Source organism: Streptomyces sp. NPDC056480 (assembly GCF_042795405.1).
In the GTDB taxonomy this organism is placed as follows: Bacteria; Actinomycetota; Actinomycetes; order Streptomycetales; family Streptomycetaceae; genus Streptomyces.
In genome coordinates, this window is sequence record NZ_JBHTSA010000014.1 from 19,912 (window position 1) to 33,673 (window position 13,762).

Consider the following 13,762-nt stretch of genomic DNA (forward strand, 5'->3'; position numbering starts at 1 on the left):
CCCCGGCACTGCTCACTGGTGCTTGTAGTGCTTGATCGAGGAGTCCTTGGCCGCCTCGTCGGCGAACTTCTGGATCTTCTTGATCGTCTCGGCCGGGGTCGCGCGGCCGGCCATCATCTCGCCGATGCCCGCGACACCGATCTTCTCCTTCTGGAGGGCGACGTACCAGTCCTGGAGGCGCGGGTTGACGACGTTCTCGCCCGCCTTCTTCAGGGCCGCGACCCCGGACTTGAGGCCCGGCGTCAGCTCGATGCCGTCGGTGCCGCCGTTGAAGGCGGAGAGGGACTTCACGGACTGCGTGAAGTTCTTGGACGAGGCCTCGCTGAGCATGATGCGCAGCTGCTCCATGCCGCCCTCGGGGTTGGCCGCCTTGGCCGGGACGATGAACGGCTCGCCGCCGGAGGCCCACATGGTGCCGAAGGGCATCTTGTCGGAGGCGTCGATGCCGCTCGGGGCGGAGACGGCCAGGTCGAAGTCGGCCGGCATGGTCTTCGCCGCCTCGTTCTCGACCCAGGAGCCGTTCGGGATGAACAGCGCCTTGCCCTCGGTCCAGGCGGTCTGCGACTGGATGTGGTCGAGGCCGGGGGTGCCCTTGAGGATGTAGCCCTTCCGGACGAGCTCGTAGTAGGCCTCGAAACAGGTCTTGACCGCGGCGTGCTCCCAGGCCTTCGGCTCCAGGTTGTCGATGGCGTCCAGGACCTCGCGGCCGCCGACCTTGCCGATCATCGGGTAGAGCGAGAAGGGGAGGTAGTACGGGTGCTTGCCCGCGTACGTCCAGCCCGCGATGCCCTTCTTCTTGGCCTTCTCGCAGACGGCCAGCATCTCGTCCCAGGTCTCGGGGTACTTCGCGTCGAGCGAGTCGAGCAGCTTCTGGGAGTACCAGACGCCGTAGACGGTGTACGCGTAGTAGAGGATCCAGACCGGGGCGCCGTCGAACTGGCCCATCTCGACGATGCCGGGCCGCAGGGTGTCGCGGACCTTCTTGTTCGGGTCGTCGACGGAGGCCGAGTCCAGGAGGGCGGTGAGGTCGGCCAGCTGCTTCTGGCCGACGAGGACGCCCATGTCCATCTGCTCGGCGCCGGAGTTGTCGATGAGGTCCGGCGGGTTGCCGCCGTTGAAGCGCGGCTGGAGCTCGGTGGTGATCTTCTGGGTGGGCGTGAACTTGACCTTGGCCTTGGGGTAATTCGTCTCGTAGACCTTGATCGCGTCCTTGGCGTACTGCTGTCCGAATCCGCCGTCGAAGAGGACGAAATCAAGCGGTGCCGACTCGTTCACCCCGAGCGGGTTCTTGTCGGACTTCGTGCCCTTCTCGACCTTCGCGTTTCCGTCGCCGCTGCTGCTCGCGCAGGCGGAGAGGAAGCCCATGGTCGGCACCGAAATCAGGCCGATCGCGGCAGAACGCTTGATCAGATCGCGACGGCCAAGGCCCTCATTGGTCTGAGCGGAGGTGGATCCCATGCTCAAGTCCTCGCCTTCATTCAGGACTCAGGCGGTGTACCGGTCGCCCGTACTCACTCGCCACAGGCGAAGGGCCCCGCCACCGCGGTCATTTGCAGCCGGGTCGTGCAGGCGTCGGGCCGTCGTGTGATGGAACCGACTGGCTGGACGCCGACAGGTATAGTCCACTTCCCTTCGCCTGAGCAAGATCGAAAGCAGGTTTCTACGGCCATCTTTCCCGAGTTGAGACCTCCGGGATAAGCACGCTGGATCTGCGGCGTTTCGTCCAACCACTCGTCCGTCAATGCCCTTGACAGTGCCTCAGACCTCCCCGTAGTGGGACACCTTGAGGGGTCGGTCCGGGGCGCGGCGGGGACGCGGGCGGGCAAAGCGGGCATACGGTCGGGATCGAAACAGTTGTGTCACAGACACCCGGAAAAGTAAGGATCCTGTGAGGGCGACCGGGGATCATAGGGGGACGCCGACCTCGACCATGCGTTCGATCGTCCGGCGGAATTCACTTGTCCCTCTCCCCTATGGAGTACTACGTGGCCAACTCTTCTGGCCTGAAGCGCTCGGGTCTCCTGTCCCGAGTCACGGTCGCCGCGATAACGGCCGCCCTGGTGGGCACCTCGACCGCCGCGGTCGCGGCGGAGCCGGGCCCGACGTTCAACCGCCCCGCGGCACAGCAGTCGGACCGCGTGTCCGCCGCCGCGGCCTCCGCCGCCTCCGCGCCCGCCCCGCTGAACAACCTCTACGGCGTGAACAGCGCCGGCACCGTCTGGGGCTACACCCCGGTCAGCGGCGGCGGCATCCAGCGTCTGGCCAGGGAGTCGGGCACCGGCTGGACGTCGTACAAGCACTTCAACCAGGCGGACGCGGACGGACGCCTGGAAGGCGACTGGTACCACTCCGACGGCTGGTACGCGGTCCGCAGCGACGGCCGGCTGAACTACACCGACGGCGGTCCCCTCCGCGACCTCGGCGGCGGCTGGAACATGTACAACAAGGTGCTCTCGGCCAGCAACACGGGCGGCGCCTCCCCCGACGACATCCTGGCCCGGGACAACTCCGGCGTGCTCTGGCACTACCTGGGCCTCGGCAACGCCGCGCTGAGCCAGCGCTACCGCGTCGGCGGCGGGTGGGACGCGTACACCCAGATCGCGGGCAAGGGCGACGTGACCGGCGACGGCCGCGCCGACCTGGTCGCCCGCGACCGCAGCGGCGTCCTGTGGCTCTACAAGGGCACCGGCGACTACCGCGCCCCGTTCTCCGCCCGCGCCCGTGTCGGCGGCGGCTGGAACATGTACAACTACCTGTTCTCCCCCGGCGACCTGACCGGCGACGGCCGCGCCGAGCTCGTCGCGCGCGACAGCCGCGGCGCGCTGTGGATGTACAAGGGCACGGGCCGCGCCTCCGTCCCGTACTCCGGCCGCGTGCAGATCGGCACGAACGGCTGGAACGGCTTCCGCGCGATGTTCTGATCGCCCCCGGCACAGCGAAAGGGCCCCGCTCCTCTTCCGAGGAGCGGGGCCCTTCCCGTACGACCGGATCCGGCGCTGGTGTCAGCCGCGGATCAGGTTGCGGAGCACGTACTGCATGATGCCGCCGTTGCGGTAGTAGTCCGCCTCACCGGGGGTGTCGATGCGGACGACCGCGTCGAACTCGACACCGGTGTCGGTGGTGACCTTGACCGTGCTCGGCGTGGTGCCCTCGTTCAGCTCCGTGACGCCCGCGATGGAGAAGGTCTCCTCGCCGGTCAGGCCGAGCGAGTCGGCCGACTGGCCGGCCGGGAACTGGAGCGGCAGGACGCCCATGCCGATGAGGTTCGAGCGGTGGATGCGCTCGTACGACTCGGTGATGACGGCCTTGACGCCGAGGAGCGCGGTGCCCTTGGCGGCCCAGTCGCGGGACGAGCCGGAGCCGTACTCCTTGCCGCCCAGGATGACCAGCGGGGTGCCGGCGGCCTGGTAGTTCTGCGAGGCGTCGTAGATGAACGACACCGGCGCGCCCTCGACGGTGAAGTCGCGGGTGAAGCCGCCCTCGGTGCCCGGCGCGATCTGGTTGCGCAGGCGGATGTTGGCGAAGGTGCCGCGGATCATGACCTCGTGGTTGCCACGGCGCGAGCCGTAGGAGTTGAAGTCACGACGCTCCACACCGTGCTCGGTGAGGTACTTGCCGGCCGGGGTGTCGGCCTTGATGGCGCCGGCCGGGGAGATGTGGTCGGTGGTGACCGAGTCGCCCAGCTTGGCCAGGACGCGGGCGCCGGTGATGTCGGTGACCGGCGTGGTCTCCATCGTCATGCCCTCGAAGTACGGGGGCTTCCGGACGTAGGTGGACTCGGTGTCCCACTCGAAGGTGTTGCCGGTCGGGATCGACAGCGCCTGCCACTGGGCGTCGCCCGCGAAGACGTCCTGGTAGGACTTGTTGAACATGTCCTCGCCGATGGCGTTGGCGACGACGTCGTTGACCTCGGCCTCCGTCGGCCAGATGTCGGCCAGGTAGACGGGCTTGCCGTCCTGGTCGACGCCGAGGGCGTCCTTGGTGATGTCCACCTTCATGGAACCCGCGAGGGCGTACGCGACGACCAGCGGCGGGGAGGCCAGGTAGTTCATCTTGACGTCGGGGTTGATGCGACCCTCGAAGTTGCGGTTGCCCGAGAGCACCGAGGTCACGGCCAGGTCGTGCTCGTTGACGGCCTTGGAGACCTCCTCCGGCAGCGGGCCGGAGTTGCCGATGCAGGTGGTGCAGCCGTAGCCGACGAGGTTGAAGCCGACCTTGTCGAGGTACGGGGTGAGACCCGCCTTGTCGAAGTAGTCGGTGACGACCTTCGAGCCCGGGGCGAGGGTGGTCTTGACCCACGGCTTGCGGGTCAGGCCCTTCTCGGTGGCCTTCTTCGCGACGAGCGCGGCCGCGACCATCACGTACGGGTTCGACGTGTTGGTGCAGGAGGTGATCGCGGCGACGGTGACGGCGCCGTGGTCGATCGTGTAGGTGGAGCCGTCGGGGGCGGTCACCTCGACCGGGTTCGACGGGACGCCGTTGGAGACGGCCGGGGCGTCGGAGGCCGGGAAGGACTCCTGGCCCGCCTCGTCGGCGGTGGAGACGTAGTTGCGCACGTCCTGGGCGAACTGCGCGGCGGCGTTCGCGAGGACGATGCGGTCCTGCGGGCGCTTCGGGCCGGCGATGGAGGGGACGACCGTGGAGAGGTCGAGCTCCAGCTTCTCGGAGAAGTCGGGCTCGGCGGCCGGGTCGAGCCAGAGGCCCTGCTCCTTGGCGTACGCCTCGACGAGCGCGACCTGCTGCGCGGAGCGGCCGGTCAGCTTGAGGTAGTTCAGGGTCTCGCCGTCGATCGGGAAGACGGCGGCGGTGGAGCCGAACTCCGGCGACATGTTGCCGATGGTGGCGCGGTTCGCGAGGGAGGTGGCGGCGACGCCCTCGCCGTAGAACTCGACGAACTTGCCGACGACGCCGTGCTTGCGCAGCATCTCGGTGATCGTGAGGACCAGGTCGGTGGCGGTGGTGCCGGCCGGGAGCTCGCCGGTCAGCTTGAAGCCGACGACGCGCGGGATGAGCATGGAGACCGGCTGGCCGAGCATCGCGGCCTCGGCCTCGATGCCGCCGACGCCCCAGCCGAGCACACCGAGGCCGTTGACCATGGTGGTGTGGGAGTCGGTGCCGACGAGGGTGTCGGGGTACGCCTGGCCGTTGCGGACCATGACCGTACGGGCCAGGTGCTCGATGTTCACCTGGTGGACGATGCCGGTGCCCGGGGGGACGACCTTGAAGTCGTCGAAGGCGGTCTGGCCCCAGCGCAGGAACTGGTAGCGCTCCTTGTTGCGGCCGTACTCCAGCTCGACGTTCTCCGCGAAGGCGGAGTTCGTGCCGAACTTGTCGGCGATGACGGAGTGGTCGATGACCATCTCGGCCGGGGAGAGCGGGTTGATCTTCGCCGGGTCGCCGCCGAGCGCCGCGACGGCCTCACGCATGGTGGCGAGGTCGACGACACAGGGAACGCCGGTGAAGTCCTGCATGATCACGCGGGCCGGCGTGAACTGGATCTCCTGGCTCGGCTGGGCCTGCGAGTCCCAGTCACCGAGGGCCCGGATGTGGTCGGCGGTGATGTTCGCGCCGTCCTCGGTGCGGAGCAGGTTCTCCAGGAGGACCTTCAGGCTGTAAGGGAGGCGCGCGGAGCCCTCGACCTTGTCCAGCTTGAAGATCTCGTACGACTCGTCGCCCACGCGCAGCGTGCTGCGGGCGTCGAAGCTGTTCGCCGACACGACAGTCTCCTTCATCAAAGTGCGCGTATTACCGCCATGCTGCCGCCACGACTCCCTCGCCGATCCGCTAAGGTAAGGCTTAGTTAGGCAAGCCTTACCGGGTGGGCGGCCGCGGTGCGCCGTAAGCAGTTATCTCGATGTCGAGATAACTCTAGTGCATCCCCGCTGCTCGGTCATGCCCGGCATGCCTGTGACGGCCGTCATCCTGACGGCCGTCCCGCGGGCGACCCCGGAGGCGCGGCGGGCGCGCCCGGCGGCACCGCGGCCCTCACCCGCCCGCCCGGCGGGTCGACGCGCGCGGACACAGCCGGGCCGGGACCGTGAGACCGCCCGGCGCGGGGGCGGGCAGGGCCGGGTCGAGCCGGGCCACCAGGGTCGTGATCGCCGTCTCCGCGATGGTCTCGGGCCGCAGCGTCACCGTGGTCACCGGCGGATCGGTCTCGGCGTAGGCCGGATCCTCGCTGGCGCAGACGAGGAGCAGATCGTCGGGGATCCGCAGGCCGTGGCGGGCCGCGGCGGCGAGGACCTGCCGGCCGCCGGGGTCGTACAGGGAGTGGACGGCATCGCAGGACCGGTCGGAGAACGCCCGGTCGAAGGCGTGGCCGGGCGCGTCCTCCGGGTCGAAGGTGATCACCGACGGCTCCCGGCCGTGCTCCCGGCACCATTCCCCGTACGCCCGGGTCACCGCTCCGGTGTAGTACTCGCGGCCGTACCCGGCGTGCAGGGCGATCCGGCGCGCGCCGGCGGCCGCCAGCCGGTCGAGGACCTCGCGGGTGGTCGCGGCGTGGTCGTTGTCGACCCAGACGTCGTCGGGGTGCGGGTCGGTGGGGCGGCCGTCGAAGACCACGGGGATGTCCCGGGCCCGCAGGGCGCGCAGCACCCGGTCGTCCTCGGGGCTGTCGAGCAGGAGCATGCCGTCGACGGTCAGGGTGTGCCACAGGGTCTCGCCGCCGCGCGCCGCGGGCAGGACCGTCAGCGCGTAGCCGAGGGCGTGCGCGGTGGCCGCGGCGGCGGTCAGCAGGCGGGAGAAGTAGGGGACCTCGAGGTAGTTCCAGGGCGCGCCCGCGTAGGTGGTGACGGCGAGGCCGAGCGTCCCGGTCCTGCTGAGGGGCGTCCGGCGCGAGCCGTAGCCGAGGGCCGCCGCCACCTCGCGGACCCGGCGCCGGGTGGACTCACCGAGCCGGCCCGTCCCGTTGAGGGCGTGGGACACGGTGGCGGTGGACACCTCCGCGGCACGGGCGATGTCGGTGAGGGTGGGCCCTGACATGCGCGCCATCGTACGGATTTCGCGGTCTCGGGAGGGTACTGGTTACGACGTTAATCAGCGAACGTCCGGCCACAGCCAATGTTTGGAGTGGTCATGACTTCTTCCCTGAGCCGGCGCACCGTCCTCGCCGCCGCCGGCGCGGCGGGTCTCGTCGGGGTCGCCGGGAGCCCCGCGGCGGCGGGCTCGCGCCCCCGGTCGGCCGCGCTGGTCGTGCACAACGCCCGGGTGTTCACCGGCCGGTCCGGCGGCCGACCCGTCGAGGCGGTGGCCGTCGGCCGCGACGGCCGGATCCTGGCGACCGGGCGGGGCGGCGAACTGCGCCGCCTCGTCGGCCGGGACACCGAGGTCGTCGACGCGCGCGGCGCGACCGTGATGAGCGGCATCCACGACGGTCACGTCCACCCCCTGGGCGCGGGCAGCCGCTCGCTGCGGCCCTCCCTCGAAGGGGCGGAGACGACACGGGAGGAGCTGCTCGCGATCCTGACCGGCTTCCTCAAGGACAGCCCGGGGCAGGAGCCGGACGGCTGGCTCGTGGTCGAGGACTGGAACCCGATCGGCCTGCTGCCGCAGGGCTCGCTCCCCCACCACTCGCTGCTCGACGCCCTGCCCACCCGCCGTCCGGTCGCCCTGGTCGGCGGCGACGGTCACAACATCTGGGTCAACGGCCGCGCGCTGGAGATCGCCGGCGTCACGGCCGCCACTCCGGACCCGGTGGGCGGGAAGATCGTGAAGGGCGCGGACGGCCGGCCGACCGGCGTCCTCAAGGACGACGCCCAGCCGCTGGTGACCCGGCACATCCCGGAGCCGAGCGAGGCCGAGCTGGTCGCGGCCTGCGCGCGGGTGCTCGCCCAGGCGGCGGCCTCGGGGGTCACCACGATGATGGACGCCCTGGTCGGGCGCGGGGAGCTGAGCACGTACCGGGCGCTCGCCGCGGCCGGGAAGCTGCCGCAGCGGATCGTCCCGGCGATCCGGCTCGACCCGGACCAGGCGAAGGACCCGGCGGCGGCGCTCGCGTACGCCCGGGGACTGCGCCGGGAGTTCGGCGACGTGCGGGGGCTGCGCTTCGGGATGATCAAGGTGTTCCTCGACGGGGTGATCGAGTACCCGGCGCAGACGGCGGCGCTCCTCGAACCGTATCTGGACGGTGAGGGACGTCCCACCACCAACCGGGGCGAACTGTATGTATCGGCCCTGGACTACGGACGGCTCTCGGCCGTCTTCAACCGGGCCGGCTGGCAGATGCACGCCCACGGCCTGGGCGACCGTGCCGTACGGACGGCGCTCGACGGGTACGCGTACGCCCGCCGCGCCACCGGGCTGCGCGACCCGCGCAACGCCGTCGCCCATCTCCAGCTGGTGGACCCGGTCGATCTGCGGCGCTTCGCCCAACTGGGCGTGGCGGCCTGCATGCAGCTGCAGTGGGCGTCAGCGGACACCTGGACGATGGAGGCGCTGCTGCCGTACATCGGGCCCGAGCGGCACCGGTGGATGTACCCGGCGCGCTCGCTCGAACGCCACGGCGCGGTGCTCTCGGGCGGCTCGGACTGGCCGGTGGACGCGCTCCAGGTGTGGAACCAGATCCGGACCGCGATCGACCGGCAGGGGGCGTACGGCCAGGGGCCTCTCCACCGCGACCTTGAGAGCCTGAGCCGCGCCTCGACGCTGCGGATGCACACGTACGGCACGGCCTGGCAGCTGCGGATGGACGGGGAGACCGGCACGATCCGGGAGGGACGGGCCGCCGATCTGCTGGTGCTCGACCGGGATGTCATGAGATGTCCGGTCGCGGACATCAGTGACACCGCGGTGCGGCTCACCCTGGTCGGGGGCCGCGTGGTCCACGACGCGGAGTCGGCCTCGGGCCGTTCGGCCTCCGCGGGGCTGGCCCGCGCGGCGTCCGCGCCGCGGCCCTCGACGTACGCGGCGGTGCACGGCGGCCGGCACCGGGCGTGCGGCTGCGCGGCGCACTGAGCTCCCGCACCCGCCCCCTCGCACCCGCCCGTACGGCCGCGGACGAATTGCCGCGGCCGTGCGGGCGGCCGACGATCGGGACATGTTCAGTGGCGCGCATGTGATTCTCTACACGCGGGACGCGGAGGCCGACCGGGCCTTCCTCAAGGACGTCGTGGGCTTCCCGCACGTGGACGCCGGGCGCGGCTGGCTCATCTTCAAGCTGCCCCCCGCCGAGGTCGCCGTCCACCCGACGGCCGAGGAGCCGAAGCACGAGCTCTACCTCATGTGCGAGGACCTCACCGCGACCCTGAAGGACCTGGAGGACCGGGGCGCGGAGATCTCACGCGCCATCACCGACCAGGGCTGGGGCCTGCTCGCCGCCGTACGGCTGCCGAGCGGGACCGAACTCCCCCTGTACGAGCCGCGTCACCCGACCGCGCACACCCTGTCACTCTGATGGCCCACCCCAACAGCAAGCACCATCTCATATCTGAGATAACGTGACGCCATGGCAGACGACTACCTCGTACGCATCGGCAAGCTCATCCGTGACGCCCGGCAGCACCGCGGCTGGACACAGACGCAGCTCGCCGACGCACTGGCCACGAGCCAGAGCGCCGTCAACCGGATCGAGCGCGGCAACCAGAACATCAGCCTTGAGATGATCGCCCGGATCGGCGAAGCACTCGACAGCGAGATCGTGTCCCTGGGTTACGCGGGACCCATGCACCTCAGGGTCGTCGGCCGCCGCCGGCTCTCGGGCGCCATCGACGTCAAGACGAGCAAGAACGCCTGTGTCGCACTGCTCTGCGCCTCCCTCCTCAACAAGGGCCGCACGGTCCTGCGCCGGGTCGCCCGCATCGAGGAGGTCTTCCGGCTCCTCGAAGTGCTCAACTCCATCGGGGTCCGCACCCGCTGGGTGAACGACGGCGTCGACCTGGAGATCGTGCCGCCGGCCGAGCTGGACATGGACTCCATGGACGCCGAGGCCGCGATCCGCACCCGCTCGATCATCATGTTCCTCGGCCCGCTGCTGCACCGCATGGACCGCTTCAAGCTGCCGTACGCCGGCGGCTGCGACCTCGGCACGCGCACGATCGAGCCGCACATGATCGCGCTGCGCCGCTTCGGCCTCGACATCACCGCGACCGAGGGCATCTACCACGCCCAGGTCGAGCGCTCCGTCTCCCCCGACCGCCCGATCGTGCTGACCGAGCGCGGCGACACCGTGACCGAGAACGCCCTGCTCGCGGCCGCCCGCCACGACGGCGTGACCGTCATCCGCAACGCCTCCTCCAACTACATGGTCCAGGACCTGTGCTTCTTCCTGGAGGCCCTGGGCGTACGGGTGGACGGCATCGGCACCACCACCCTCACCGTGCACGGCGTGCCCCAGATCGACGTGGACGTCGACTACTCCCCCTCCGAGGACCCGGTCGAGGCGATGAGCCTGCTCGCCGCCGCGGTGGTCACGGAATCCGAGCTGACGATCCGCCGGGTCCCGATCGAGTTCATGGAGATCGAACTCGCGGTCCTGGAGGAGATGGGCCTCGACCACGACCGCTCCGCCGAGTACCCGGCGGACAACGGCCGGACGCGCCTGGTCGACCTGACGGTCCGCCCCTCCAAGCTGGAGGCGCCGATCGACAAGATCCACCCGATGCCGTTCCCCGGCCTGAACATCGACAACGTCCCCTTCTTCGCGGCGATCGCGGCCACGGCGCAGGGCAAGACGCTGATCCACGACTGGGTCTACGACAACCGGGCCATCTACCTCACGGACCTCAACCGCCTCGGCGGCCGCCTCCAGCTCCTCGACCCCCACCGCGTCCTGGTGGAGGGCCCCACCCGCTGGCGCGCCGCCGAGATGATGTGCCCGCCGGCCCTGCGCCCGGCGGTGGTCGTCCTCCTGGCGATGATGGCCGCCGAGGGCACGTCGGTCCTCCGGAACGTGTACGTCATCAACCGCGGCTACGAGGACCTCGCGGAGCGCCTGAACTCGATCGGCGCGCAGATCGAGATCTTCCGGGACATCTAGGCCCCGAAGCCACGAGGCCCCCTCGCTCTCCAGGAGCGAGGGGGCCTTCGGCGTGGGGTGTCGGGGTGCTCGGGTCGGGGTGCTCGGGTCGGGGTGCCGGGGGTGTCAGGAGGCCATCGGTGTGCTCGGGTCCCGGTACGGCGCGCGCGTCGTCAGGCGGGTGAGGAGGGAGGTGCGGTGGTCGGGGTCGGTGGCCAGGTCGAGGGCCGTCCAGGCCATCGCGAGGCCGCCGTCGAGGACCGCGCGGTCGGCCTGCGGAGTCGTTCCGTACCGGGTGAACTCGGGGTTGTGCATGATCGTGTCGCCGCAGTCGTAGCCGATCATGGGGTGGATGGTCGGGACGTGGTGCGAGACGTTGCCCATGTCGGTGGAGCCGCCGCGGATCGAGGGGTCCTCGGCCTTGGCGTCGCGGCCCAGCGCGCGGGCGGCGGCGAGGTAGCTGCGGCCCATGGCGAGGTCCTGGCGGAGGTCGGCGTAGTCGTTGCCTACGGCCTCCAGGGCGAGTTCGGCGCCGGTGGCGAGGGCGCCGGCCTCGAAGCAGGCGCGGACGCGGGCCTGCAGCTCGCGGAGTTCCCCGTGGGTGACCGCGCGGCAGTCGTAGTCGGCGGTGGTGCGGGCCGGGATGACGTTGGCGGCCTCGCCGCCGGAGGTGACGAATCCGGAGACGACGGCTCCGGGACGCATCTGCTGGCGGTACGCGGCGATGGCGACCTGCGCGATCATCATCGCGTCGGCGGCGTTGACGCCGCGCTCGGGCATGGCCGCGGCGTGCGCGGCGCGGCCCGTGTAGCCGACCTGCCAGCTGCTGATGGCCAGTGAGCTCATGCCGACGGAGTCCGAGGGCGCGGCGTGCACCATCATCGCGGCGGCGACGTCGTCGAACGCGCCGCCGCGCAGCATGTCGACCTTGCCGCCGCCCGACTCCTCCGCCGGGGTTCCCAGGAGCTTGACGGTGATGCCGAGTTCGTCGGCCAGCGGTGCGAGCGCGAGGGCCGCGGTGACGGAGGCGGCGCCGTTGACGTTGTGCCCGCAGGCGTGGCCGATGCCCGGCAGCGCGTCGTACTCGGCGCAGATGCCGATGACCAGGTCGCCGCTGCCCGCGGTGGCGGTGAACGCCGTCGGCAGGTCGCACACGCCGCGGGTGACGTCGAAGCCGGCGGCCTCGACGAGGTCGGTGATGCGACGGGCGGCGCGGTGTTCCTCGTAGGCCAGTTCGGGGTCGGCGTGCAGCTGGTGGCTGAGGGCGAGGACCTCGTCCTGCCGCCGGGTCACGGTGTCGCGGGCTCGGGCGCGGAGCAGGTCGAGGGCGGTGGTCGCGGTGGTGGTCATGAGCGGGCCTCGCGGTCCTTCGAGGTGCGGTAGAGGAGGGCGAGCGCGGCGCCGGCCAGGGAGACGACCGCGCAGATCGTCCAGGAGGCGGTGTAGGCGCCGAGTTCGGGCAGGGTCTCGCCTGCCGGGGTGCGGGCGGCGAAGACGGTGAGGACGATCGCGGCACCGACGGAGCCGCCGACGTTGATGAGGAGTTCGTTGATTCCCGAGCCGACCGACGTCCGGTCGTGCGGGACGGACTCGACGGCGAGGGTACGGGTGGAGTGCTGGAGGAAGCCGATGCCGAGTCCGGCGACGGCGGTGGCGGTGAGGAACAGCGGCATCGAGCCGTGCCAGGCCAGGGAGCCGAGGTAGCCGGCGGCCATGAGCAGGGAGCCGGCGCACAGGGTGAGGCGGTCGGAGACCGCCGCGGCGACCTTGGGCGCGGCCAGGGCTCCGGCGGCGATGGCGAGCATGTTGGGGAGCATGGCCAGGCCGGTGGCGAAGGGGTCGAGGCCCAGTCCGTAGCCGTGCTCGGGCCCGGTGCCCATGAAGACGGGGTTGGCGACCTGGAGGCCGATCATCGGGACGGTGAAGGTCACGGTCACCAGGGAGACGATGACGACGTTCCGGCGCCGGAACATCCGGACGTCGATCATCGGCTCCGCGGTCCGCAGCTCGACGCGGACCCACAGGGCGGTGACCAGCGCGCCGCCGACGAGGCAGCCGAGGGTGCGCGGCGAGGTCCACTCCCAGCCGGGCAGTCCGCCCATGCCGAGACCGAGCATGATCGCGACGAGGCCCACGCACAGGAGGATCCCGCCCGCCCAGTCGATCCGTCCGCCGGGGCGCGCCTCCGACTCGGGCAGCAGCGGCCAGGTGACGGCCAGGGCGAGGCCGACGGCCGCGGTGGGGACCCAGAGGGCGGCGGTGGGGCTGTCGACGGTGCGGGCCACGAAGCCGCTGGCGACCAGGCCGACCGCGATGCCGGCGACGAGCGCGGCGACCATGAAGCTGATGCCGCGGCGGGACTCCCCGTCGCCGGCCTTGCCGCGGTCGCCGCCGCGGTTGCGCAGGATGCCGACGAGCAGCGGGAAGAAGCCCGCGAAGGCGCCCTGGAGGATCTGGCCGGCGAGCAGCACGCCGAAGGAGCGGCTGAAGCCCACGAGGACGGAGCCGAGCAGCACGATCGCGAGGTTCCAGCGCAGGACGCGCCGGTGGCCGTAGAGGTCGCCCATGCGGGACAGGACCGGCGTGAACGCGACGGAGGCGAGCAGGTTGGCGATGCTGATCCAGTTCAGCTCCGCGGCGGTGACCCGGAGGGTCTCCGTGAGGCCCTTCAGGAGCGGGGAGAGGAAGCCCTGGGTGATGCCGCTGGACAGCTCGACCAGTGCGACGGAGGCGATCACAGCGGCGCCGGGGGTCGCACGGACGGCCCGCGACGCCGTCGGCGCACGCAGGGTGTCGGTGTCCGTCATA

9 protein-coding genes are annotated in these 13,762 nt (G+C 71.0%); 4 read left to right on the forward strand and 5 right to left on the reverse strand.

Features of this window, described 5'->3' with window-relative positions; translation table 11 throughout:
• Positions 1-12: 12 nt before the first annotated feature.
• Positions 13-1,458 (reverse strand): N-acetylglucosamine/diacetylchitobiose ABC transporter substrate-binding protein, encoded by a 1,446-nt coding sequence (ngcE, locus tag ACFQ79_RS09335; RefSeq protein WP_383580648.1) that lies wholly within the window; start codon positions 1,456-1,458, stop codon positions 13-15.
• 527 nt (positions 1,459-1,985) lie between these two features.
• On the opposite strand from ngcE, the gene ACFQ79_RS09340 reads away from it, so the two are divergent.
• On the forward strand, positions 1,986-2,921 hold the full coding sequence (locus ACFQ79_RS09340) for an FG-GAP repeat domain-containing protein (protein WP_383580650.1): 936 nt from the start codon (positions 1,986-1,988) through the stop codon (positions 2,919-2,921).
• 81 nt (positions 2,922-3,002) lie between these two features.
• Here ACFQ79_RS09340 and acnA read toward each other — a convergent pair whose 3' ends face one another.
• Positions 3,003-5,717, reverse strand: coding sequence for an aconitate hydratase AcnA (acnA, locus tag ACFQ79_RS09345; RefSeq protein WP_383580652.1), 2,715 nt, complete (start codon positions 5,715-5,717; stop codon positions 3,003-3,005).
• Positions 5,718-5,985: 268 nt separating this feature from the next.
• A complete protein-coding gene (locus tag ACFQ79_RS09350; protein WP_383580654.1) occupies positions 5,986-6,984 on the reverse strand; it encodes a LacI family DNA-binding transcriptional regulator in 999 nt (332 codons plus the stop codon).
• A gap of 93 nt (positions 6,985-7,077) precedes the next feature.
• Here ACFQ79_RS09350 and ACFQ79_RS09355 point away from each other — a divergent pair, with 93 nt between their 5' ends.
• The 3 genes from ACFQ79_RS09355 (at position 7,078) to ACFQ79_RS09365 (ending at position 10,975) form a co-directional block, all read left to right on the forward strand.
• On the forward strand, positions 7,078-8,955 hold the full coding sequence (locus ACFQ79_RS09355) for an amidohydrolase (RefSeq protein WP_383580656.1): 1,878 nt from the start codon (positions 7,078-7,080) through the stop codon (positions 8,953-8,955).
• Positions 8,956-9,037: 82 nt separating this feature from the next.
• Entirely contained in the window at positions 9,038-9,394 is a 357-nt protein-coding gene (locus ACFQ79_RS09360) for a VOC family protein (RefSeq protein ID WP_383580658.1), read from the forward strand.
• A gap of 51 nt (positions 9,395-9,445) precedes the next feature.
• On the forward strand, positions 9,446-10,975 hold the full coding sequence (locus ACFQ79_RS09365) for a UDP-N-acetylglucosamine 1-carboxyvinyltransferase (protein ID WP_209497345.1): 1,530 nt from the start codon (positions 9,446-9,448) through the stop codon (positions 10,973-10,975).
• Between the two features lie 105 nt (positions 10,976-11,080).
• Here the strand turns inward: ACFQ79_RS09365 and ACFQ79_RS09370 are convergent, their stop codons facing one another.
• Together ACFQ79_RS09370 and ACFQ79_RS09375 are read right to left on the reverse strand one after the other, a co-directional pair.
• Positions 11,081-12,304 carry a M20 family metallopeptidase gene (locus ACFQ79_RS09370; RefSeq protein ID WP_383580660.1) on the reverse strand — a complete coding sequence of 408 codons (1,224 nt, stop codon included), beginning with the start codon at positions 12,302-12,304 and terminating at the stop codon, positions 11,081-11,083.
• A complete protein-coding gene (locus tag ACFQ79_RS09375; protein ID WP_383580662.1) occupies positions 12,301-13,761 on the reverse strand; it encodes an MFS transporter in 1,461 nt (486 codons plus the stop codon). Before ACFQ79_RS09375 ends, ACFQ79_RS09370 begins: the two co-directional genes overlap by 4 nt.
• Position 13,762: the final 1 nt, after the last annotated feature.